General features: G+C 62.9%; 23 protein-coding genes. 9 read left to right on the forward strand and 14 right to left on the reverse strand.

Going from position 1 to position 21647, the window contains the following annotated elements:
• Positions 1-69: 69 nt before the first annotated feature.
• Positions 70-333, forward strand: a complete 264-nt coding sequence (locus A3A9_RS0107400; protein WP_027058207.1) for a DUF1344 domain-containing protein — start codon at positions 70-72, stop codon at positions 331-333.
• Positions 334-354: 21 nt separating this feature from the next.
• On the opposite strand, the gene A3A9_RS0107405 is transcribed toward A3A9_RS0107400, so the two are convergent.
• From A3A9_RS0107405 to A3A9_RS0107420, 4 genes are all read right to left on the reverse strand, one after another.
• Complete coding sequence (locus tag A3A9_RS0107405; protein WP_027058208.1) at positions 355-942, reverse strand: histidine phosphatase family protein; 588 nt, start codon at positions 940-942, stop codon at positions 355-357.
• A gap of 51 nt (positions 943-993) precedes the next feature.
• Complete coding sequence (gene fabI / locus A3A9_RS0107410) at positions 994-1815, reverse strand: enoyl-ACP reductase FabI (protein WP_023727494.1); 822 nt, start codon at positions 1813-1815, stop codon at positions 994-996.
• Between the two features lie 102 nt (positions 1816-1917).
• Positions 1918-2850 carry a DnaJ C-terminal domain-containing protein gene (locus A3A9_RS0107415; RefSeq protein WP_027058209.1) on the reverse strand — a complete coding sequence of 311 codons (933 nt, stop codon included), beginning with the start codon at positions 2848-2850 and terminating at the stop codon, positions 1918-1920.
• Positions 2851-3112: 262 nt separating this feature from the next.
• Positions 3113-3574 (reverse strand): RT0821/Lpp0805 family surface protein, encoded by a 462-nt coding sequence (locus A3A9_RS0107420; RefSeq protein WP_027058210.1) that lies wholly within the window; start codon positions 3572-3574, stop codon positions 3113-3115.
• Between the two features lie 40 nt (positions 3575-3614).
• On the opposite strand from A3A9_RS0107420, the gene pdxH reads away from it, so the two are divergent.
• Complete coding sequence (gene pdxH, locus A3A9_RS0107425; protein ID WP_027058211.1) at positions 3615-4232, forward strand: pyridoxamine 5'-phosphate oxidase; 618 nt, start codon at positions 3615-3617, stop codon at positions 4230-4232.
• Positions 4233-4241: 9 nt separating this feature from the next.
• Here the strand turns inward: pdxH and A3A9_RS0107430 are convergent, their stop codons facing one another.
• Both A3A9_RS0107430 and A3A9_RS0107435 read right to left on the reverse strand, forming a co-directional pair.
• Positions 4242-4994, reverse strand: coding sequence for a crotonase/enoyl-CoA hydratase family protein (locus A3A9_RS0107430; protein WP_027058212.1), 753 nt, complete (start codon positions 4992-4994; stop codon positions 4242-4244).
• Positions 4995-5025: 31 nt separating this feature from the next.
• Positions 5026-6795: an acyl-CoA dehydrogenase gene (locus tag A3A9_RS0107435; RefSeq protein WP_027058213.1), complete on the reverse strand. Its 1770-nt coding sequence runs from the start codon at positions 6793-6795 to the stop codon at positions 5026-5028.
• Positions 6796-7004: 209 nt separating this feature from the next.
• Here A3A9_RS0107435 and A3A9_RS42395 point away from each other — a divergent pair, with 209 nt between their 5' ends.
• Together A3A9_RS42395 and A3A9_RS0107440 are read left to right on the forward strand one after the other, a co-directional pair.
• A complete protein-coding gene (locus A3A9_RS42395) occupies positions 7005-7241 on the forward strand; it encodes a hypothetical protein (protein WP_082221932.1) in 237 nt (78 codons plus the stop codon).
• 82 nt (positions 7242-7323) lie between these two features.
• A complete protein-coding gene (locus A3A9_RS0107440) occupies positions 7324-8490 on the forward strand; it encodes a glycoside hydrolase family 25 protein (protein ID WP_152536087.1) in 1167 nt (388 codons plus the stop codon).
• Between the two features lie 16 nt (positions 8491-8506).
• Here A3A9_RS0107440 and purD read toward each other — a convergent pair whose 3' ends face one another.
• Both purD and A3A9_RS0107450 read right to left on the reverse strand, forming a co-directional pair.
• Positions 8507-9784, reverse strand: a complete 1278-nt coding sequence (purD, locus tag A3A9_RS0107445) for a phosphoribosylamine--glycine ligase (protein WP_027058215.1) — start codon at positions 9782-9784, stop codon at positions 8507-8509.
• Positions 9785-9942: 158 nt separating this feature from the next.
• Positions 9943-10764 (reverse strand): phytanoyl-CoA dioxygenase family protein, encoded by an 822-nt coding sequence (locus tag A3A9_RS0107450; RefSeq protein WP_027058216.1) that lies wholly within the window; start codon positions 10762-10764, stop codon positions 9943-9945.
• Between the two features lie 90 nt (positions 10765-10854).
• On the opposite strand from A3A9_RS0107450, the gene A3A9_RS0107455 reads away from it, so the two are divergent.
• Complete coding sequence (locus A3A9_RS0107455) at positions 10855-11766, forward strand: LysR family transcriptional regulator (RefSeq protein WP_027058217.1); 912 nt, start codon at positions 10855-10857, stop codon at positions 11764-11766.
• 69 nt (positions 11767-11835) lie between these two features.
• Positions 11836-12819 carry a 4-hydroxybenzoate octaprenyltransferase gene (gene ubiA / locus A3A9_RS0107460; protein WP_027058218.1) on the forward strand — a complete coding sequence of 328 codons (984 nt, stop codon included), beginning with the start codon at positions 11836-11838 and terminating at the stop codon, positions 12817-12819.
• A gap of 98 nt (positions 12820-12917) precedes the next feature.
• Here ubiA and A3A9_RS0107465 read toward each other — a convergent pair whose 3' ends face one another.
• From A3A9_RS0107465 to A3A9_RS0107475, 3 genes are all read right to left on the reverse strand, one after another.
• Positions 12918-13484, reverse strand: coding sequence for a DUF6101 family protein (locus A3A9_RS0107465; protein ID WP_027034193.1), 567 nt, complete (start codon positions 13482-13484; stop codon positions 12918-12920).
• Positions 13485-13669: 185 nt separating this feature from the next.
• Positions 13670-15100, reverse strand: a complete 1431-nt coding sequence (locus tag A3A9_RS0107470; RefSeq protein WP_027058219.1) for an FAD-binding oxidoreductase — start codon at positions 15098-15100, stop codon at positions 13670-13672.
• 8 nt (positions 15101-15108) lie between these two features.
• Positions 15109-16083 carry an L-threonylcarbamoyladenylate synthase gene (locus tag A3A9_RS0107475; RefSeq protein WP_027058220.1) on the reverse strand — a complete coding sequence of 325 codons (975 nt, stop codon included), beginning with the start codon at positions 16081-16083 and terminating at the stop codon, positions 15109-15111.
• Positions 16084-16257: 174 nt separating this feature from the next.
• Here A3A9_RS0107475 and A3A9_RS0107480 point away from each other — a divergent pair, with 174 nt between their 5' ends.
• Positions 16258-16701 carry a hypothetical protein gene (locus tag A3A9_RS0107480; RefSeq protein WP_027058221.1) on the forward strand — a complete coding sequence of 148 codons (444 nt, stop codon included), beginning with the start codon at positions 16258-16260 and terminating at the stop codon, positions 16699-16701.
• A 158-nt stretch (positions 16702-16859) separates the two neighbouring features.
• The gene (locus tag A3A9_RS0107485; protein WP_027058222.1) at positions 16860-17249 is read left to right on the forward strand and encodes a hypothetical protein; all 390 of its coding nucleotides are present in this window, start codon (positions 16860-16862) and stop codon (positions 17247-17249) included.
• A 106-nt stretch (positions 17250-17355) separates the two neighbouring features.
• Here the strand turns inward: A3A9_RS0107485 and A3A9_RS0107490 are convergent, their stop codons facing one another.
• Both A3A9_RS0107490 and glyS read right to left on the reverse strand, forming a co-directional pair.
• The gene (locus A3A9_RS0107490) at positions 17356-17634 is read right to left on the reverse strand and encodes a hypothetical protein (protein ID WP_027058223.1); all 279 of its coding nucleotides are present in this window, start codon (positions 17632-17634) and stop codon (positions 17356-17358) included.
• Between the two features lie 110 nt (positions 17635-17744).
• The gene (gene glyS / locus A3A9_RS0107495; RefSeq protein WP_027058224.1) at positions 17745-20123 is read right to left on the reverse strand and encodes a glycine--tRNA ligase subunit beta; all 2379 of its coding nucleotides are present in this window, start codon (positions 20121-20123) and stop codon (positions 17745-17747) included.
• A 308-nt stretch (positions 20124-20431) separates the two neighbouring features.
• Between glyS and A3A9_RS0107505 the strand changes: the two genes are divergently transcribed.
• Positions 20432-20611 (forward strand): hypothetical protein, encoded by a 180-nt coding sequence (locus tag A3A9_RS0107505; protein ID WP_027058225.1) that lies wholly within the window; start codon positions 20432-20434, stop codon positions 20609-20611.
• Here A3A9_RS0107505 and A3A9_RS0107510 read toward each other — a convergent pair.
• Entirely contained in the window at positions 20608-21528 is a 921-nt protein-coding gene (locus A3A9_RS0107510; protein WP_202596359.1) for a glycine--tRNA ligase subunit alpha, read from the reverse strand. The genes A3A9_RS0107505 and A3A9_RS0107510 overlap by 4 nt on opposite strands.
• Between the last annotated feature and the right edge of the window lie 119 nt (positions 21529-21647).

The raw sequence follows: 21647 nt of genomic DNA on the forward strand, positions 1-21647 counted from the left end.
CTGCTTTCTTCCATTCGCCGTTGAGGATCCGCCGCCACAGTGCCGGCGCAATGACCAAAGAGGACGACTATGCGTACCCTGATTGGCGCTGTTGCCGCCACGCTGCTCTATACCACCGCTGCTTTCGCCGGCCAGACCGAAGGCCTGATCAAGAAGATCGACAAGGATGCACTGACGCTGACGCTGGACGACGGCAAATCCTACAAGCTGAACGCCGAGACCGATCTCGACGCACTGAAGCCGGGCATGGATATCGTCATCGCTTACGACGTGACCAATGGCGAGAACGTCGTCACCGACATGCAATTGCCGGGGGACAGCGACACCAACTAGGCGCGGCCGTCACCAGGCGGCCTATAGCCACTTCAGGCTCTTGCCTTCGAGCTTGAGCACGCGATCCTGGGGTACATCCAGGTTCGCGGCTTCCTCTTCCGCCATGTCCAGGACAAAGCGAAACAGGGTGCGGATGACGCCGCCATGGGTTACGCAAATTGTCCTGCGCTGCATCTCATCGAAGCAAGGTTTTACCCGTTCAAGCAGCATCTGGTAGCTTTCCGCACCATCGCCGGGCGGCTGAAAGTTCCATTTGTCGAGCGCGCGCGACCGACTTGCTCCGGGTGACTGCGTCTCGAGCTCGGCAAAGGTAAAACTCTGCCAGTCACCGAAATTGACTTCTATAAGCCTGATATCCGTTCGAAAGCGAAGCGGATTGAGTTTCATGGCGGCGCGGATGCGCTCCATTGTCTCGCGCGTCCGCCGCATCGGGCTGGCGACGAAGTCGAAATCCCCGGGATTGTGGACCAGTTCGGCGAGACGCTGTCCGTTTCCAGTCGCCTGTTCGCGGCCAAGGACATTGAGATCGGTGTCGGCCTGGCCCTGAAGCCGGAACTCGGCGTTCCACGCGGTCTGGCCGTGGCGCACGATATAAACCAGCGGGTACATCAGGTCTTCCGGGGTCGGGCCTGGGCCTGGACGAAGGATGGCTAAGGGAAACTATTCCTTGACCGTCGAAATATCAGGCGCGTCGACCGCCTTCATGCCGACAACGTGATAGCCGGAATCGACATGATGCACTTCGCCGGTGACGCCACGCGACAGGTCGGACAAGAAATAGACGGCGGAATCGCCGACCTCCTCCTGGGTGACCGTCTGCTTCAGCGGCGAATTGTATTCGTTCCATTTCAGGATGTAGCGGAAATCGCCGATGCCGGAGGCGGCCAGCGTCTTGATCGGGCCGGCCGAAATCGCATTGACGCGGATCTTCTTGCCACCAAGATCGACGGCCAGGTAGCGCACGCTGGCCTCGAGCGCCGCCTTGGCGACGCCCATGACGTTGTAGTGTGGCATCACCTTCTCGGCGCCGTAGTAGGTCAGCGTCAAAAGCGAACCGCCATCGGTCATCAGCGCCTCGGCGCGCTTGGCAATGGTGGTGAAGGAATAGACCGAAATGTCCATGGTGCGCAGGAAGTTGTCGCGCGTCGTCTCGACATAGCGGCCGGTCAGCTCGTCCTTGTCGGAAAAAGCGATGGCATGGACGAGGAAGTCGAGCTTGCCCCCCCAATGCTTGGCGACATTGGCGAAAACCTCGTCGAGGCTCGCCGGATCGGTGACGTCGCAATGGCCGGCGACAAAGGCGCCCAGTTCCGCCGCCAGCGGCTCGACGCGCTTCTTGAACGCCTCGCCCTGATAGGTCAGCGCGATTTCGGCACCGTGGTCAACACAGGCCTTGGCGATGCCGTAGGCAATCGATCTGTTGTTCGCGACGCCAAGAATAAGGCCGCGCTTGCCGGCCATTAGGCCCTGTCCACCCGCCATGTCAGCGCTCTCCGCAAGGTTTCTGCTTTTGTAAAGTGCCTATCGCACAGGCACAAAGCCCCTTCAAGCGCTCAAACCGGACAGTTCGGGGGACAAGAGCCGTCAATCAACCTTTTTGGCACGCAGCAGGGCCTCGAGTGCTGAATCCCCGCCTTCCGGCAGCATGATGCGCACATGGGCATAGAGATCGCCATGGCCGCCAGCTTTCTCCGGCAGACCCCTGCCCTTCAGCCGCAGCACCTTGTCGGAACTCGACCAGGCCGGAACGTTGACGGCAAGCTTGCCGGTCGGAGTCTCGACCGGCACCTTGGCGCCCAGCACGGCATCCGCCAGCGCCACCGGCAGGTCGGCATGCAGGTCTCGGCCCTCGATGCGGTAGCGCGGATGCCGGCGGATATGGATCTTGACCAGCGCGTCGCCGGGCTGGCCCGGCCCCTGCTCGCCCTGGCCCTTCAGCCGGATGGTCAGGCCATCCTCGACAAAGGCCGGCAGTTTGACCGCCACCTTGCGGCCATCCGGGAACATCGCCGTCACCTTTTCGGCGGTCGCCGCTTCCTCGATGGTGACGTCGAGCGTTACGTTCAGATCGGCAGCCGTCGCGGGCTGACGGCGATCGCCAGCGCCTGCACCGCGCGCGCCGGAAAAGGCATCGCCGAAAATCTGGCTGAAAATATCGCTGTTGCCGTCGAACGGATCGCCACTGGGGCGGCCGGAGCGGAATTCGAATCGCGAACCGCCGGCCCCTTGCTGGCGGCGAAACCCGCCGAAGGGATCACCGCCACCGGCGGCGCCCTCAAAACCCTGGAAACGCGGCTTGCCGTCAGCGTCGATCTCGCCGCGATCGAAGGCGGCGCGGTTCTTCTCGTCGCCGACGACCTCATAGGCCTGGTTGGCCGCGGCAAAACGGTCCTTCGCCTTGGGATCATCCGGATTCTGGTCGGGATGATGTTTCTTGGCGAGTTTCCGGTATGCCGATTTTATGTCCTTGGCCGATGCGTTCTTTGCAACGCCCAGCACCTCATACGGGTCGCGCATGCGTCCTGCCCTGGAAATGAGTTGAGTCCATACTTGCCTCCTATATGCGCTTGCATAGGAAGAAATTCCAGTAGCGGACGGCCATATTGAGAAGGGGAAAATCAGAGCCCAATCCGGAAGTCGGCGGCTGAGGATTGGCGAGGGATTTTTGTCGACCCGGAAGGAGCCGATCGCAGCCGATATCGGGATATCGGCAAGATTGGCGACGCGCCGGTCGGCGAAAAGACCTGCCAAGCCGACCCGATCGATTTTCGGATCAGGCTCAGAGCGCCTTGAAGCCCTGCATGCGCCAGCCGCCGGCATTGGCAAGGCAGAGTTCGCCCTCGAACATGGCGACGCCGTCAAAGCTCTCTCGCGAGGCCTTGAAGCGGCGGCAGGTCTGGCCCCTGTCCTTCAACTCCGCCAGTTCGGTGATGGAGCCGCGTGAGCCGGTGCCGGCATTCGCCCACGGCACGGCCTGGCCGCCGAGCTGTTCGATATCGGCGGAGGATACTGCGTTGCCGATCGTCGTCTGGTCGGAGTCGCGATCCGAATCTGAAGGGGCTGCCGAAGCCTGCGTGCTGCTGGTCAGGATCGAGCGGTCGACTTCGGCTTTTTCCAGGCTGAAGCCACCCGCGCCGCAACCTAGAAGCGGCAGGGCAATGGACACGATCGCGGCTTTCGCGCTGGCCGAAGCGATAAGGCCCCATTGCCTGCTGTCAAAAGCTTGCGCGATACGCGACAATCGGCAACCTCCCTGATTTCGTGACAATTTGAGAAAAACTATGAGTGACACCGAGTTAACAACCAGTGACTTTACCGAAGCGGCCGAGCCGTTTCGTCTCTTTGCCGCATGGCTGGAGGACGCCACCAAGAGCGAAACGAACGATCCCAACGGGGTGGCGCTGGCAACCGTCGATGCCGAAGGCATGCCGGATGTGCGGATGGTGCTGCTCAAGGGATTCGATGAGGGCGGCTTTGTTTTCTACACGAATTTCGAGAGCGCCAAGGGTCAGGAAATTCTGGGCAGCATGAAGGCGGCGATGTGTTTCCACTGGAAATCACTGCGCCGGCAAGTGCGCATTCGCGGTCCGGTGGAGATTGTGAGCGACGCGGAAGCGGATGCGTATTACGCAACGCGCCCGCGCGGCAGCCGCATCGGCGCCTGGGCCTCGAAACAGTCGCGGCCGCTGGAAAGCCGCTTCGCGCTGGAGAAGGCGGTGGCCGAATACACCGCGCGCCATGCGATCGGCGAGATCCCGCGACCGAAGCACTGGTCGGGCTTCCGCATCGTGCCGCGGACGATCGAGTTCTGGCACGATCGTCCGTTCCGGCTGCATGATCGGGTGGTCTTTTCCCGCAACGCGAAAGGCGGTTGGGACAAGACGCGGCTTTATCCCTGAGCGTGAGATCTAACTTTTCTTCCGGGTCATGAACGCGGTGAGCGCCGCGCGCGCCTCGTCCGACTTCAGCCGCTCGCGAAAATACTCACTTTCCTCGCCGATGCGGGCCACGAGGTCGTCGCGTGAGCCACGCATAAGGTCACGCGCGATCTTCAACGCCTGCGGCGGTTTGGCCGCGATCTGGCCCGCGGCCGCCAGGACCGAGGCCTCTAACGCCCCTTCCTCGACCACTTCGTAGATCAGGCCGGCCGCCTTCGCGCGCTCGGCGGAGAAGCCTTCGCCAAGGCCGAGCAGGGCGAAAGCACCTTGCTGGCCCAGGATGCGCGGCGCCAACAGGCTCGATCCCGCCTCCGGCACCAGGCCGAGATCGACGAAAGGCGTCCTGAACACGGTGCGCGGCGTGGCGAAGGTCAGGTCGCAATGCAGGTTGATCGTGGTGCCGATGCCGACCGCGATGCCGTCGACGCCGGAGACTATGGGCTTTTCGACCCGGGCCAGCGCCATCAGGAAATCCCAGACTTCCGTGCCGCCATCGCCGCCCGTGGCGACAACCATGAAGTCGGCAAGGTCGTTGCCGGAGGAGAAGGCGCCGGGGACGCCGAGGAACACATGGACGCGGATCGCCGGATCGGCGTCGCCTTCGGCAAGGGACGCTGACATTTTCGCATACATGGCGCGCGTCAGCGCGTTCTTCTTGTCCGGACGGTTCAGGCGGATGATCTGGATCGCGCCCTGGCGCTCGACGAGGATATGGTCTGTCACGGTCTTTTTTCCCTGGTGAGCGCTGTAGAATTCAGGCTGATATCAACGTCTTGCCGGCGGCAGCGAGGCTTTCGGCACCATCGACAACGCGCCCCTTCAAGGCACTCGCCTCGCCCAGCAGGTTTTCGGCGAAGAAGCGGCAAAGGGCGATGCGGCCCTGATCGGCGAGACCGCCCCGCGCCAGATAGGCGCCGCCGGCGGCAAGCGAAATCAGCCTGAGATAGGGCGTGGCCCCCGCCAGCGTCTCCTCCGTCCGGCCGTCAACCGACAGTTTTTGCAGGAAGCGTGTCGCCTGTGTCAGGTCGTCAAGTGCAGCATCGAGAACATCGGCGGTGCGGCCGAAACCTTGCAGGTTGGAGGTGCGCACGGCGTTGGCGACCGCGGCCAATTCGCCGATGAAGCCATGCACATGTTCGCCGCCGCCAAGCGGCAGCTTGCGCGTCACCAGATCGATCGCCTGGATGCCATTGGTGCCCTCATAGATCGGCGCGATGCGGGCATCGCGATAGAAGGCTGCCGCTCCCGTTTCCTCGATAAAGCCCATGCCGCCATGCACCTGGAGTCCAAGCGAAGCCACTTCGACGCCGACATCGGTCGAAAACGCCTTGGCCAGCGGAGTCAACAGATTGGCCCGGTCGCGCCAATGCGCGGCCTGGTCACCATCCGAGACCCGCGCCATGTCGATGGCGTGGGCACAGGAATAGCTGATCGCCCGCGCGGTCTGCGTCAGCGCCTTCATGGTCAGGAGATTGCGCTGCACATCAGGGTGATGGACGATCGGCGCCATGCCGGCGCCAGCGTAGTCCGCCGCCTTGCCCTGGCGGCGGTCATTGGCATAGGCGATGGCCTTCTGCGTCGCGGCCTCCGCGACCGCGACCCCCTGCATGCCGACGCAAAGCCGCGCATTGTTCATCATGGTGAACATGCAGGCGAGACCCTTGTTCTCTTCGCCGATCAGCCAGCCGATGGCGCCTGGCTTGGCGCCCTGGAATCCGTCACCATAGATCATGGTGCAGGTCGGCGAGGCATGGATGCCGAGCTTGTGCTCGAGGCCGGAACAGAAGACGTCGTTGCGGGCGCCAAGCGCGCCGTCGTCACCAACCAGGAATTTCGGCACCAGGAACAGCGAGATGCCACGCGTGCCGGCGGGTGCATCGGGCAGCCGTGCCAGCACCAGATGGATGATGTTGTCGGTGAAATCGTGCTCGCCATAGGTGATGAAGATCTTCTGGCCGAAGATGCGGTAGGTGCCGTCGCCAGCCGGCTCGGCGCGGGCGCGCAAGGCAGCAAGATCGGAGCCGGCTTGCGGCTCGGTCAGGTTCATCGTGCCCATCCACTCGCCGGAGACAAGCTTTTCCAGATACTTCGCCTTGAGTTCTTTGGAGGCGTGCTTGTCGAGCGCTTCAACCGCGCCCATGGTCAGCGTCGGGCCGATACCGAAGGCCATGGCCGCCGAATTCCACATTTCGAGTGCGGCGACGCCCAGCATCGCCGGCAGCGCCTGGCCGCCATATTCTTCGGGTCCGGAGAGCGCGTTCCAGCCGCCATCGATCCAGCGGCGATAGAGTTCCTTCCAGCCGGGCGGCGTGGCGACGGCAGCGCCCTTCAGCACCGCACCGTGTTCGTCGCCGATCTTGTAGAGCGGCGCCACCTCCTCGGTGGCGAAACGGCCGGCCTCGCCAAGGACGGCGTCGACCAGATCCTCGCCGAGATCGCCAAACGTGCCGGCATCGAGGGCGGATTTCATGCCGGCCACGTGCTTGAGCGTGAATGCAATATCCTCGACCGGTGCCCGATACATGCCGCGTTTCTCCTCAGCTTCCGCCTACCGACCGTATGGCTGGCGGAGCCACAAAACCATCCGCCTTTCGGCGATCTCCCGTCTTCTTTTTACGTAAACGTCAAATTTTGTCACGCGGATTTTGCAATCGCGCCGGCCTGTATTAAATTCGCTCGACGCCGCGTCAGCCGACCGGCGACAGACCAGAACAAGCTGACCGGAACCAACCCATGCTCGCCAGACCTGACGCCTATCGCTGCATCGAATGCGGCTTGCCCTACCGGGCAACGGGGTTCTGGCATCATGGCGGCCAGTTGGAACACGGTGCGGCCTACTGGTCGGATCGCGGCATATTGTGCTCGCCGCAATGCTCCCTCGCCCACCACCGCAAGCGCGCCGCCGAAGGCACGCTGCAGCAAGAGCCTGCGCCAGACCCATTCGAATTCCAGCCATTAACCCGGCGCTGACATCACCGACACAGCTCAAGAGAAGCACTTCCTTAACCATAGCGGTTCAGCATTTGCCTTTGATCAACGGGGATTCCCTGTTTTGAAAAGGACGACGCGCCTTCTTCACCGCACAGCGCTTCTCGCTTTTGCGGCGACTATTGCGCTGTCGACGGCGGCAAAGGCTTCGGATTTTTCCGAGCCGTGGAAGAACGCTGACCGCGCCCTGGTCGTCGACGCCTACGAATACAATTCCATCGACTGGGCTCAGATCGCCACCGACAAGCGCGTCGTCGCCTTCATCAACAAGGCGTCCGACGGCATGCCGCCGCCCTATTTCTGTTTCGGCAGCGACACCGAGGTAAAGCTCTGCAAGGCGTTGTGGAAGCGCCATGCGGTGACGCGCGAACTGTTTCAGACGCGCCGGGTCGTGGCCAAGGCGCTCGGCATGAAATGGGGCGCCTATCATCTTGCCCGCCCCGGCAATCCGGTCGAGCAGGCCAATAATTTCCTCGATTTTGCCGACCCCGCGCCGGACGATCTCATGGCTCTCGACATCGAGGGCAACGATCCCTCGCAATGGATGTCGCTCGACGATGCCGAGGAGTTCGTGCGCCAGGTGCATCGGCGCGTCGGCCGTTTCCCGGTGCTCTACACCAACGGCAAGACCGCCCAATACATCGCCGACAACCGTTACAAATACCGGCTTCTGTCGCGGCTGCCGCTTTGGTACGCGCGCTACAAGTCCGACATCGACGTGCATTTTCCGATGGGTAACTGGCAGGGCTATGCGCTCTGGCAGTTCTCGGCGCAGGCCAATTGCGGCCGCTTCCGCTGCCCCTACAGGGTTGCCGGCACACCCGACGATATCGACGTCAATGTCGCGCCGAGCGATGCCGCCACGCTGCGCCAGCAATGGCCCTTTGGCGGGCTGATCGACGTGCCATCAGACTATCTCGCCAGCGTGCCGGTGCCCGTCTCACGGGAAGCGGCACTCGCCGGCAAGGCGACCATCATCTATGCCGATGTGGCAACGCCGCCGACCTTCGAGGAAATGGTCGCGGTACTCGGTTCGCGCTGGTCAAAATTCAGCGGCGGCTTCCGCATGCCGGTCGTAAAGACGGTACCGCAGCGACCAAGCTTCGGTATTGTCCAATATGTCGCCTGGAAGCGGACCGAGCAGCGTTCCCCCGAACAACTCGACGCCGCCTTTGCCGCCGCCGACCCGGTCAGCACCGCTTCGACCGAAAGCGATCGCGGTCAGCAGTAGGCTGCCGGTTGCAATTTCAGTTTGCTTGCTCGCGCGCCACGGCCTGCCAACCGATGTCGCGGCGGCAGAAGCCGTCCGGCCAGTCGATCCGGTCGACCGCTGCATAGGCTCGGCTTTGCGCCTCGCCGACCGTGGCGCCTGTCGCCGTGACATTGAGGACACGGCCGCCATTGGCGACCAGCGCGCCGCCATTGATGGCGGTGCCGGCATGGAAAATCTGGACACCGTCGCCAGCCGCACCTTCGACGCCGCGGATGACCGATCCCTTTTCCGGCGTGCCGGGATAGCCCCTCGCCGCCATCACCACGGTGAGCGCCGCCTCGTCGCGCCACCGTATGGACGTGTGCGCCAGTTGACCGTCCACGGCGGCGTTGAGCAGGACCAGCAGATCATCCTTGAGCCGCATCATCAGCACCTGGCATTCCGGATCGCCAAAACGGGTGTTGTATTCGATCAGCTTCGGCCCCATATCCGTGATCATCAGCCCGGCGAACAGAATGCCGGCGAAGGGCGCACCAAGCTCGGCCATGCCGCGCATCGTCGGCTCGATGATTTCGCGCATGGTGCGCTCGATCATTTCCGGCGTCATCACCGGGGCCGGCGAATAGGCGCCCATGCCGCCGGTGTTGGGGCCGACATCGCCATCACCGACGCGCTTGTGATCCTGTGCCGTGCCGAAGGGAAGCGCTGTGGTGCCATCACAGAGGCAGAAGAAGCTTGCCTCCTCACCGGTCATGAATTCCTCGATCACCACTTCCGCGCCGGCAGCGCCGAAGGAGCCCTCGAAACAGGCATCGACGGCTGCCCGCGCCTCGTCCAGCGTCATGGCGACGGTGACGCCCTTGCCGGCGGCGAGCCCATCGGCCTTGATGACGATCGGCGCGCCGGTCTTTTCGACATAGGCCTTGGCGGCGGCCAGATCGCCGAAACGGCCATAGGCGGCGGTCGGGATGTTGTATCGGGCGCAGAGGTCCTTGGTGAAACCCTTCGACCCTTCCAGCCGCGCGGCGGCCTTGGAAGGCCCGAAGACGCGGATGTTTTCGGCACGCAAATCATCCGCGATGCCGGCAACCAGCGGCCCTTCCGGGCCGACCACGACGAGGTCGATTTTCTTCTCCCGGCAGAAAGAGGCCACGGCGACGTGATCGGTGATATCGAGCTTCACCAGCTCGGCCTCGGTGCCGATACCTGGGTTACCGGGGGCCGCGTAGATTTTGGTCAGCAGCGGCGAGGCGGCAATCTTCCAGGCCAGCGCATGTTCGCGGCCGCCGGAGCCGAGAAGAAGAACGTTCATGGCCACCTCTTGATGCTGTCCCTTGCAGAGAACCCGCTATTGCTCTCTCTGGACGGTGGGTCAAGGCATCAAGGTGTTTTGATCGAAATTGCGCACGGGAACGTTCACCCCAGCCGAATATGGGCGCCGAATACCGGCGCCCATATTCTGGCCCGTATTTAGGCGGGAAACACCACCGGGAACCAGTCCTCACGCAATTTCTGGCCCGGCTGCATGCCGTGGCCATGATAGGGCGGCGAGGTGCGGCCCGGCCGCTCGACATAATGGGCATCGTCGCCGACCCAGCGCAGCGACAGCGCCCGGCGCCGTGCCGCTGTCGGGTTGCCGCGCGCGCCATGCGCGGTGCGGAAGTCGAACAGGATGGCGTCACCCGGCTCCATCTCCCATTCAAGCACCTTCATCGACGGGTCCTTGTCCGGGTCCGGTACCGGCAGATAATCGCCCTCGCCGGCGTAGAAATTGCTGTCGTCGAGCCAGCGCACCGGCAGGATCATCTTGTCCCATTTGTGCGAGCCGGCAATGAGCCGCAGCGTCGCCTCCTTCACCGGGTCGATGGGGATCCAGAAGCTCACCGTCTGCTGGCCATCGACGAAATAATAGGGGATGTCCTGATGCCAGGGGGTCGGCTTCTGCGTGCCGGGTTCCTTGACCAGCACGTGATCATGGAAGAACTGCGCGGTGCGTGACTGCATCACCGCTGCCGCAATTTGGGCAGCCGGCGATTCGCGCACCACCTTGACGAATTCCGGGATGCGCTCCCAGTTGCAGTAATCGTCGAAGAAACTGCCCTTGCCATTGGCGATGTCCGATGCCGTGGCGCTGCGGTCCTGCATGTTGCGCTCGATGCCGGCGGCAATCGTATCGACCCAGCCCTTGAAGGCGCCGCGGATGCAGACCGCGCCATCACGCTGGTAGTCGGCGATCGTATCCGCGTCGATGATATCGGTGTCGATTGTACGGGCGGCGATTTGGGAAGCCATGGTGTCCTCCTTTCAGGATCGATCGGACTATCGCAAGCCTCATTCATTCAGTAAAATAATAACTTCTCATCTGACACATAGAATGAAACTATGAGCCTTACCCTCACCCAGTTGCGCTATCTGGTCGCTGTCGCCCGCCACGGCAGCGTAACCGGTGCAGCCAGGATACTGAACATTTCGCAGCCATCGATTTCCGTGGCGATCGACGCCATCGAAAAGGATTTCGGCCAAAAACTCTTCGTGCGCCAGCGCGGAAGCGGTGTTTCGCTGACCTCCTTCGGCCGTGTCGTCGTGGCGAAGGCAAAACAGGTTCTTGCCGAGACCGATGAGCTAATGAGTCTCGGCTCGGGCAAATCGGCTATCGGCGGCGAGCTGGTGCTTGGATGTTTCGAGGATTTGGCGCCCTACTTCGCGCCGGGTCTCATCCGCGCTTTCTCCGAGCGCCATCCAAGCGTCGATGTCATCGTTCGTGACGAGACATTCGAGACGCTCGGACGACGCCTGGTGGACGCAGCCATCGATCTCGGCCTCAGCTACGATCTCGGCCTGCCCACGCATTTCGCCCGCATCCTGCTGCACGAGCTGCGACCGCATGCGCTGTTGCCGGCAGGCCACGCACTGGCGGACCGCCCCGAGGTGAGCCTCGCGGATCTGGCCGCCTACCCACTGATTACCACGGATCAGCCGCAGAGCTGGCAGCATATGCTCGACCTGTTCCGCAGCCGCGGCCTCTCGCCGGTGGCCGACAGGGCGACAAGCTCGTTCGAACTCCAGCGCAGCATGGTGGCGAATGGTTTTGGCGTCGCGGTCAGCTACACCCGGCCGCACGGCGACCGCAGCTATGACGGCCTGCCCCTGATCTGCAAGCCGCTGTCGGATCCATTGCCGATGCAGCGGATCATCCTCACCTATGACACGCATCAGCGAGTGTCGAACGCGGCACTCGCATTTGTCGAGACAGCGAAAACCTGGTTTTCCACGCGCGCCATCTTCGCTTCGTGACGCGTGGACGGACGCCAACTTCGCCGCTTGCCGCTTGACGGTTTCCATCGCTGCTGCCACTCCATAGGCATGGAACCCATCCAGTCGAGAGCCGCCCAAGGCCGTGTTGCCGATGCGCCGAATGGCCATTGGGTCTACCGCGTGCTGCCGCACTGGGTTTGGCCCTATGCGCAGCTTGCGCGATGGGACAGGCCAATCGGCTGGCAATTGCTGTTGTGGCCATGCTGGTGGTCGGCCGCACTCGCCGCGAGCGCCTATCCGCGCCCCGGCGACCCGCTGCTCTCGCTGCTGCCGGCGCCATGGTATCTCGTGCTGTTCCTGGTCGGCGCCATCGCCATGCGCGGTGCCGGCTGCACCTACAATGACATCGTTGACGAGGGCATCGACAACCAGGTCGAACGCACCCGCTCGCGCCCGCTGCCGTCAGGCCAAACCACGCGCCGGCGGGCCTGGCTGTTCCTTGTCCTGCAGGCTCTGATCGGCCTTGCCGTGCTCATACAGTTCAACAGCTTCGCCATTCTGCTCGGCATCTGTTCGCTGGTGATCGTCGCCGTCTATCCATTCATGAAGCGGATAACCAACTGGCCGCAATTGTTTCTCGGCCTTGCCTTTTCCTGGGGCGCGCTGATGGGCTGGGCGGTCGAGTTCGGCGATCTCGATGGCCCTGCCATCATGCTTTATATCGGCTCGATTCTGTGGGTGATCGGCTACGACACGATCTATGCGCATCAGGACAAGGAAGACGACGCCATTGTAGGCGTGCGCTCGACGGCACGGCTGTTCGGCGACAACACCAAGGCGTGGCTGGCAGGGCTTTATGGCGGCACGCTGATCTGCTTTGCCATCGCCTTCGCGTCGGCGCAGGCACCGGTGGTGGCGCTCGCGGGATTAATCGCCGCCGGCGCCCATATGGCCCGGCAGATCACTGTTCTGGATATCAACGATCCGGACCAATGCCTGCGGCTGTTCCGGTCGAACAACCAGGTCGGCTGGCTGATCTTCCTTGGCCTGATCGGCGGCGCTGTCTGGGTGGCGCTAAAGCCGCTGGTGTAGCAGCTTTTTTGCACGCCTTCGGCCCTTCGCAGGCTCAGGGCGTTCGAAGCTCGAAAAGCCAAGCAATCGGCTTTTCGCCCGCTATCGCGGACCGCTTCTCAATCCCTTGAAATGATCTCCTGGCCGTCGATGACCAGCCTGAGACCAAGGTTGCCGGCCCTGCGACGGGCGAGGAAGCGCGGGCGGCGCGTGGTCGAGACACGGCCCTTGCGGCGATCCTGCGGCGGCAGCGTCTTGATGGCGGCGCCGAGCGATTCTTCGAGTGTGCGGGCGACGCCGTCCGATTCGATCAGCAGCATCGGCAGGCGGTAGGCATCGGCCCAGGCGCGCCAATCGGCGGCAACGTCCTCGAGGTCGTCGGCCACCAGTAGCGGCACCGACAACATCGGATCGTTGTGCAGGAGTTCCAGGGTCACGGTGACGTTGCCCTCCGGATCCTCCATGGCGCGGGCGGCAACGCCGCGGAACGCATTGGCGGGCAGAGCGATGATCGCCGGCACGCCGCTCATCTCGAGCAGGCGGCGGATGACAGCGCCGCGCTGATCAATGGTGAAGGTCACGTCGCCATAGTCGTCGCGCGTGGCGTAGCTCACCACTTGCGGCAGGCGGAATGGGTCGAGGCGCATGTTGCGTCCCGCCCAGACTGGCTTCAGTCCGGTGTTCATAGAGTGCCTTCCTGTCTGTCTCCTGAGAGCCGGTGTCCGGTTCTCTCCGGGCCGGTTTTTCCAGCCTCGCTTGTGGGGAGACAGTAGCGCCGGCTCCTTACCGCCGCGCTTAAGAAAGTCGGTTAAATTTTGCTGATCTCAGGGATGGTTATCGGAATGCCACCAACCACAAGATGTTGAAAGGATCAGATAACCTTACCGGGATTCATGATGCCGGCGGGGTCGAAGGCAGCCTTCACCCTGCGCATCAGATCAATGGCCATCGGCGGCGCGGTGGCGATCAGTTCGTCGCGCTTCAACTGGCCGATACCATGCTCGGCCGAGATCGAACCGTGCAGGCTGCGCACCACGTCATGCACCGCCTTGTTCATGGGATGGTAGAGGGCGAGAAACGCTTCGTCGTCGCCATCGACGGGCCGTGAGATGTTATAGTGGAGGTTGCCGTCACCCATATGGCCGAAGCAGACCACGCGGGCACCGGCACTCACCGACGCCACCGCGCCGGCGGCCTCTTCGATGAAGCGTGGTATCGATGCGATCGGCACCGAGATGTCGTGCTTGATCGAGGCGCCTTCAGGTTTCTGCGCTTCAGGCAGCAGCTCGCGGAAATTCCAGAAGGCATCGCCTTGCCCGATGCTCGCTGCGATGACGGCATCGCCGACGAATTCCTGCTCGAGGCCCGCCGAGAGCACATCCTCGATCAGCGCCCGCGAATCTTCCAGCGAACGTCCCGATGAAATCTGCATCAGCACATACCAGGGCCAATCCTCCAGCAGCGGCCGCGTTACGCCCTGGGCATGCGCAAGCGTGAAATCGTAGGGACGCTTGCCGATCAGTTCGAAAGCGGTGAGCGCGGCTCCGGCGCGATCCATGGCCAGTGAGAACAGGGAAAGGGCTGCCTCCGGCGACGACAGGCCGACAAACGCGACCTCGCGGCCCTTCGGCTTCGGGAACAGTTTGAGCACGGCGGCGGTGATGATGCCGAGTGTGCCTTCGGCGCCGACGAACAGGTTCTTCAGATCGTAGCCGGTGTTGTCCTTCTTCAGCTTGCGCAGATCGTCGAAGATCTCGCCTGTCGGCAGCACCACTTCGACGCCGAGGCAGAGTTCGCGCGCATTGCCATAGGCCAACACGCCGGTGCCGCCGGCATTGGAGGAGAGGTTGCCGCCGATCTGGCAGGAGCCTTGCGCGGCGAGCGACAGCGGAAACAGCCGGTCGGCGGCGTCAGCTGCCTCCTGCAGCGTCTGCAGGATGACGCCGGCCTCGACCGTCACCGTGTTCGACAGGACATCGATCTCGCGGATGCGGTTCAGCCGCGACAGCGACAGGATGATCTCGCGGCCGGATCTGTCCGGCACCTGGGCGCCGACAAGCCCGGTGTTGCCGCTTTGCGGCACGATCGGCGTTCCCGTTTCGGTCGCCAGCCGCATGATCCGGCTGACCTCGTCGACACTGCCCGGCCGCAGCACCAGCGACGTCGCGCCGTGCCAGAGCCCACGTCGCTCGATGAGGTAGGGCGCGATGTCCTGCTCGTCGCGCAGCGCGTATTTGTCACCGACGATCGCCGCGAAGCGGGCGATGAGAGCGTGGGCGAGTTTCGCTGAAATTTCGGTCATGGGGAAAACTATGGCGTGGGCTGTGTGTTGTCACGAGGGGCGGCGGCACGCGAGAGCCGATCGTTGATGGCTTCACCAAGACCGTCGAAGGGAATCCTCTCGACCGCGATGGCGCGCGCACCGCTGCGATCTAGTTCCTGCATGTAGGCGAAAAGATTGCTCGCCGCTTCGCGCAGGTCACCAGACAAGGACAGGTTGAGGAAGGCGGCTGCATGGCGCCAGCCTTCGGCCCGTTGATCGCCAAAGGCAAGCAGTGCTTCGTCTTTGCCGACCGCGCCGGCATTGAGCCGAACATCGGCCTCCGGCGCATAGTGCGAGGCTAACATGCCCGGCGCCTCAATGCCGGCTGTATGGCCGCGCAACAGTTTTACGCCGATGACCGCTTCGATCTCTTCGGCGGCGACGCCGCCTGGCCGCAGCAGTCGCAACCTCTCCCCTTCTGCCTTGACGATGGTCGATTCCACCCCGACCGGCGTTGCGCCGCCATCGACGACCAGCTTGATGCGTGCGCCAAGATCGTTCGCCACCGCTTGCGCCGTCGTCGCGCTGATCCTGCCGGATGAATTGGCGCTGGGTGCTGCCAGCGGCCGGCCGAGTTTAGCGATGAGATCGCCGCCAAAGCCCCTCGGCATGCGCAAGGCAATCGTATCGAGCCCGGCTGTGACCAGCGGATGAATGCCGTTGCCAGGCCGCTGCGGCAGCACCAGCGTAAGCGGACCCGGCCAGAACGCCTGTGCCAGTTTCCTCGACAGTGGGTCGAACACAGCGATGCGCTCGGCCATCGCCATGTCGGCGACATGGGCGATCAGCGGATTGAAGCGCGGCCGTCCCTTGGCCTCGAAGATGCCCGCCACGCCGATGCCGTTGGTGGCGTCGCCGGCAAGCCCGTAGACGGTCTCCGTCGGGATGGCGACAACGTCGCCGCCCCGGAGCAGAGCCAGCGCCCGCTCCATCGCTTCGCCGACGGCAAGTATCTCAGCCACTCTCGTCACCTCGCAGATGCCGGCTGCGTAATACGATGGCGGCTGTTGGGCAAGCCGGCTGTTGGCAACAGAGGGCCTTGGCGATTTATCAATTCCTAAAATGCTATGTTTCAGCGAAAGCCGGCATCAATTCCGGTCCGCTACCATGGGGTTGGGCAAAGGGGAGTGGTCATCGTGTCTGTGCGTATTTTGCTGGGGATCACCCTGGTGGCGTTGAGCGGCGGAGCTCAGGCCTCGTCGCTGGTCTTTCCCGGCGCGCCGGCCTCGACGCCCTCCGTCCTTACCCTGAAGGCCGCTGACCCCGCCCGAGCGAGCGATGTGCAGTCGGTTGTCGCAGCAGGCGAGCCCGACGTCACCTATGAAAAAGTCTCTGCAATCCCGAACCCACCCGAAGCGCAGCACGGTTTCTCGCAAGAGCTGATGATCATTCGTGGCGGCGTCGTCGGCGGCGCCTTCTCGACACCGGCGCAAGGCAAGGCGCCTGCAGCGGCCACCACCCCCGCTCCTACGCCCGCCAAGGCAACCGCCTCGGCCGCTCCGGCACCGAGCGCGCAGAAGAAGCCCACCGCGCCGGCAGCAGCGCCGCTCCCTGCTTCCGGGGTCGGCAAGGTCAAGTAGACGATCGTTGACAGCCTGACGGCGCCCTGTGCACCATTGCCGCGCGAGCTTGTGCTGAAATATCTGGCCGCTCGACGCCGCCGCCTGAATTTGGTCAAGCGATTCAGGCAAAGGGGCGGCTCTGGCAGGCTGGATTCGTCTTTCAAAGGGGGTTGATCATGAGAATATCCAAGACCGTTACCGTGGCCGGGCTTCTGCTGGTGTCGCTGCTGGGCGCCAGTGCAGCGCAAGCCGACGACATGCTGGGGTCCTACGTCGCGCGTATGTCCGAGCGCGATCATCAGGCGAGCGACGGTTACGCGCTGGACAGCGCCGCGCAGATTGTGCGGCAAGACCGCGCCAACTGGCACAAATTCCATCGTCGCGACCGAGACGATCAGGGCGATGAGTGGTTTGAGAGCAATGACCAGCGCGCCGATCTGCAGCGCATGCTGGAGCGTCCGGGTGCGATGAGTGCCTCGACCAAGCGCGCCATCGTCAATGGCGAGCCGCTGATCCAGGTCGATGTCTATGAAAACAGCGTGCGCGTCAGCATCCTGGAAGACTGACAAAGTCAGCTTCCTGGCTAACTGACAAGTCAGTATCCTGGAAGATGGACAAAAAAGGGCGACCCTGATGCGCCGCCCTTTTTCTCGACAGAACCGGATTGAAATCTCAGGCGGCTTCTTCCTTGTCGTCTTCTTCTGAATCGTCGTCTTCGGCTTCTTCTTCGCCCTCGTCGCCTTCGGCCTTCACGGCATGGTCGGCGTCGTCTTCGTCAGACGCTTCGCCGTCTTCTTCGTCGCCTTCTTCTTCGTCGCCGTCCTCATCGTCAGAGTGATCGGCGGCTTCGACCGTAGCAGCGGCGTCGTGATCGGTTTCGGAAGCGGTTTCAATCGCCTCGGCGGCGGCCGAGGTTTCTTCAGTCACTTCGATTTCGTGATCGGAATTCATGGAAGCCTCCGTTGGGTTGGGGAACATGTCCCTTTTGCCACGGAGAGATCATCGTCATATGACTGTAAGCCGGCGCGAACGGCCGGCTCGAAGATATTTTTCTTGGGCTCTCAGCCGGCGATTTTCGAGAAATCGGCGACCTGACCGGTGGCCGCACGGATGCGCGCCAGCAGCGCCAGACGGTTGGCACGTACAGACAAGTCCTCATCATTCACGAGAACATGCTCAAAGAATGAATCAACGGGTTCGCGCAACGCACTAAGTGCCAGCATGGCGGCAGAAAAGTCTTCGTTCTGAATCGCTTCGCCGGCTTGCTTCTCGGCCTGATTCACCGCCGCAAACAGCGACTTCTCGCTAACCTCGCGAAGCAGCGCCGGCTCAACGGTTTCGGCGACCGCCGTTTTCTTCTTCTCCTCGGCAGCCAGGATGTTGGCCGCACGCTTGGTGCCGGCGAGCAGATTCTTGCCGTCCTCCGTGTCGAGGAAGGAGCCGAGTGCCTCGACGCGGCGCACGATCTGCAAGAGGTCGTCGGACTGCGGTGTGATGACGGCATCGATGAGATCGTAGCGGGCGCCCTGATCGCGGAGGTAGACCTTCAGTCGGTCGTGGAAGAACGACAGCAGGTCGGCAATGAATGGCGATAGCGAGGCCTCCAGTTCCATCAGACGCTGGCCATCGAAGAACTCGCGCTCCTGATCGGCGGAACCAAAGGTTTCTGCACTTGCCTTGGCCAATCCGCCTTTCAACAAGTTGGAAATCAAGCCCGCTTCCGACAGCAGCCGGCTTGCGCCCTTGTAGTCGCCAATGCGGGAATCGAGCATCGCGACCACGCCGCGGCTCTCGGCCCCTTCACCTTTTTGGTCATATGCCGCAAGGGCTGACGAGACGGCGGCCGCAATGGCGAAGCCCAGCGAGAGCTTGAGCTTGTTTTCCAGTATGATCCTCACCACACCTAATGCCGCTCTTCTCAGCGCATAGGGATCTTTGGACCCTGTCGGCTTTTCATCGATCGCCCAGAAGCCAACCAGCATATCGAGCTTGTCGGCAAGCGCGACAGTGACTGATACCAAATCGCTCGGCACATAATCGGACGGGCCTTGCGGCTTGTAGTGTTCCTCGATAGCAGCGGCGACGGACGGATGCTCGCCCTGCAGCAGCGCATATTTGCTGCCCATGGCGCCCTGCAATTCGGGGAACTCACCGATGACTTCAGTGGTGAGATCGGCCTTGGCAAGAACCGCGGCGCGGTGCGCCAGCGCGGGATCGGCGCCGACGATCGGTGCCAGTTCCTCGGCAAGCCGGGCGATCCGCTCCACCCGCTCGCCCTGCGTGCCGAGCTTGGCGTGGAAGGTGACGCCGAGATGGTCGAGGCGGCCCATGCGCTGGTCGAGCGGCTTCTTGAGGTCGAGCCCGAACTTTTCCGCCGATGCTTCGAGCTGGCCGAGGTCAGGCAGATCGCCCTGGTCGGTGGTCCAAAAATACAGCGCGTCAGAGAGACGGGCGCGCACCACCTTGCCGTTGCCGTGGGCGATCTCCTTGCCGCCATCCGTAGCCTCGATGTTGGCGGTGAGGATGAAGCGGTTGGACAGCGCCTCGCCCTCGCCTTGCGGGCGCGTGACAAAGCACTTCTGGTTGGCGCGGATGGTCAGACGGATCACTTCGGCCGGAATGGCGAGGAATGCCTGTTCGAACTCGCCCATCAGCACGACGGGCCATTCGACCAGCCCGGAGACTTCCTCCAGCAGCCCTTCGTCCTCGACAAGGTCGAGCCTGTTGGCGAAGGCGAGGTTGCGGGCGTCGGCAAGGATGATCTCCTTGCGCCGGTCAGCATCAAGCACGACCTTCGCCGCCTCCAGCTTGCTCACATAATCGTCGAAGCGACGCACGGTGATTTCCCCCGGCGCCATGAAACGGTGGCCATAGGTGACATTGCCGGAGCGGATGCCGTCGATCTCGAAATCGACCACGACAGGCTCCTCGGTCTCCGGGCCGAAGGTGCACAGGATCGATTGCAGCGGCCGCACCCAGCGCAGCGAGCCCGGCTTGGCCGAGGCCGGCCCCCAGCGCATCGATTTCGGCCAGGGGAAGTTGCGGATGATATCAGGCACCAGTGCGGCGATGATCTCCTCGGCCGCCCTGCCCGGCTTCGAAATGTGAGCGACATAGAAGTCGCCCTTCTTCGGGTCGGAATGGACATGCGCCTCGGCGACTGAGGAAAGCCCGGCCTTGCGCAGAAAACCCTGAACCGCCTGTTCGGGCGCTGATGTCGACGGCCCCTTGATTTCCTCACGAATATCCTTCGAGCGTGCGGTGAGGCCCCTGATGTCGAGCGTGAGACGCCGCGGCGTCCAGTACTCGCGCGCCGCCTCATAGGTCAGACCCGCCTCGACCAGACCGTCGGTCAGCATCTTCCTGAGGTCACCCGCCGCCTTGCGTTGCATGCGGGCGGGAATTTCCTCGGAACGAAGTTCGAGCAACAAATCCGGCATCAGAGTGCCTCCGCCCGCATGCCATTTTCCTGTTTGCGCGTCCTCGCGCCTCCGGCGCTGCGGTCGCGCGGCTGGGCGGGAATTTCCTCGGAGCGAAGTTCTAGAAGCAGGTCAGGCATGGTTGAGGCTCACGCAGCAATGGTGAGCGCGGCATAGCAACTCGGCTGGCCGCTGTCACCCCTGCGGAAATTTTGGCCGCCCTGTCGGGACGAGGCGATCCGGCGCGTCCTTGGATCAAAGATTTCCATGAACCGAACGCAGCGCTGAAGCGACCCACGCTCAGGCAGGGAACACTTGGCTCAACGACCATGACAACGGCATCCAGACTTCTGCAGATCCTCGCACTCAGCGCCTGCTTCACCGCGCAGGTCCACGGCGCCTTCTCGATGCCGGGTGTGCGGCAGGCGCTGCGGACCATCGACGGTGCCAGCAATCAGAGCGCGCTGCCTGTCAGCACAACCGCCATACTCCTGAAAGCAGCTAGCTAAGCAGCCAATCCACCCGCCTGCGTCTTCAAAAACGCCTCGCCGCAGGCTTTCGCCAGATTGCGCACCTTCAGGATGTAGCTTTGCCGCTCGGTGACCGAGATCACGCCGCGCGCGTCGAGCAGGTTGAAGACATGGCTGGCCTTGATGCACTGGTCGTAGGCCGGGAAGACCATCTTGTGCATAGGCAGATTGTCGTTCGACGCCGGCGCGCCGGCATCGAGCAGCGCCTTGCACTCGGCCTCGGCGTCCTCGAAATGCCTGAGCAGCATCGCCGTGTTGGCATATTCGAAATTGTGGCGCGAATATTCCTGCTCCGCCTGCAGGAAGACGTCGCCATAGGTGACCTTGTCGGCGCCTTCACGGCCGTTGAAGTTGAGGTCGTAGATGTTGTCGACGCCTTGCACATACATGGCCAGCCGCTCCAGCCCGTAGGTCAGTTCGCCGGCCACCGGCGCGCATTCGATGCCGCAGACCTGCTGGAAGTAGGTGAACTGCGAGACTTCCATGCCGTCGCACCAGCATTCCCAGCCAAGCCCCCAGGCGCCCAGCGTCGGGCTTTCCCAATCGTCCTCGACAAAGCGAATGTCGTGCAGCAGCGGATCGACGCCGATCGCCTGGAGCGAGCCGAGATAGAGCTCCTGCAGGTTCGGCGGATTGGGCTTCAGGATCACCTGGTACTGGTAATAATGCTGCAGCCGGTTCGGGTTCTCGCCATAGCGGCCATCCTTTGGACGGCGCGAGGGCTGGACATAGGCGGCGTTCCAGCGTTTTGGCCCGAGCGCGCGCAGCGTCGTTGCCGGATGAAACGTACCGGCGCCGACCTCCATGTCGTAGGGCTGGAGGATGACGCAACCGTAGGCCGCCCAGTAATTGTGCAAGGTCAGGATCAGCCCCTGGAACGAGCGGCTGGGATGCATATGGGCGGGAAGTTCAATCGTCACGGTGGCCTCGACAGCAAAGGCTGGCTTGTCTCTCGAGCATGATCTCTGGACAAACGGAAACCGTTTGTCCGAGAAAACCGGTACCCGCTTTTCGG

The sequence above is a fragment of the Mesorhizobium loti CJ3sym genome (assembly GCF_000472785.1).
Classification (GTDB): Bacteria; Pseudomonadota; Alphaproteobacteria; order Rhizobiales; family Rhizobiaceae; genus Mesorhizobium; species Mesorhizobium loti_E.

Coding starts and splice junctions, on each gene's coding strand:
- A3A9_RS0107400 (WP_027058207.1), top strand. CDS start 70: ATGCGTACCCTGATTGGCGCTGTTGCCGCCACGCTGCTCTATACCACC.
- A3A9_RS0107405 (WP_027058208.1), bottom strand. CDS start 942: ATGTACCCGCTGGTTTATATCGTGCGCCACGGCCAGACCGCGTGGAAC.
- fabI (WP_023727494.1), bottom strand. CDS start 1,815: ATGGCGGGTGGACAGGGCCTAATGGCCGGCAAGCGCGGCCTTATTCTT.
- A3A9_RS0107415 (WP_027058209.1), bottom strand. CDS start 2,850: ATGCGCGACCCGTATGAGGTGCTGGGCGTTGCAAAGAACGCATCGGCC.
- pdxH (WP_027058211.1), top strand. CDS start 3,615: ATGAGTGACACCGAGTTAACAACCAGTGACTTTACCGAAGCGGCCGAG.
- A3A9_RS0107435 (WP_027058213.1), bottom strand. CDS start 6,795: ATGTATCGGGCACCGGTCGAGGATATTGCATTCACGCTCAAGCACGTG.
- A3A9_RS42395 (WP_082221932.1), top strand. CDS start 7,005: ATGCTCGCCAGACCTGACGCCTATCGCTGCATCGAATGCGGCTTGCCC.
- purD (WP_027058215.1), bottom strand. CDS start 9,784: ATGAACGTTCTTCTTCTCGGCTCCGGCGGCCGCGAACATGCGCTGGCC.
- A3A9_RS0107450 (WP_027058216.1), bottom strand. CDS start 10,764: ATGGCTTCCCAAATCGCCGCCCGTACAATCGACACCGATATCATCGAC.
- A3A9_RS0107455 (WP_027058217.1), top strand. CDS start 10,855: ATGAGCCTTACCCTCACCCAGTTGCGCTATCTGGTCGCTGTCGCCCGC.
- ubiA (WP_027058218.1), top strand. CDS start 11,836: ATGGAACCCATCCAGTCGAGAGCCGCCCAAGGCCGTGTTGCCGATGCG.
- A3A9_RS0107465 (WP_027034193.1), bottom strand. CDS start 13,484: ATGAACACCGGACTGAAGCCAGTCTGGGCGGGACGCAACATGCGCCTC.
- A3A9_RS0107470 (WP_027058219.1), bottom strand. CDS start 15,100: ATGACCGAAATTTCAGCGAAACTCGCCCACGCTCTCATCGCCCGCTTC.
- A3A9_RS0107485 (WP_027058222.1), top strand. CDS start 16,860: ATGAGAATATCCAAGACCGTTACCGTGGCCGGGCTTCTGCTGGTGTCG.
- A3A9_RS0107490 (WP_027058223.1), bottom strand. CDS start 17,634: ATGAATTCCGATCACGAAATCGAAGTGACTGAAGAAACCTCGGCCGCC.
- glyS (WP_027058224.1), bottom strand. CDS start 20,123: ATGCCGGATTTGTTGCTCGAACTTCGTTCCGAGGAAATTCCCGCCCGC.
- A3A9_RS0107505 (WP_027058225.1), top strand. CDS start 20,432: ATGACAACGGCATCCAGACTTCTGCAGATCCTCGCACTCAGCGCCTGC.
- A3A9_RS0107510 (WP_202596359.1), bottom strand. CDS start 21,528: ATGCATCCCAGCCGCTCGTTCCAGGGGCTGATCCTGACCTTGCACAAT.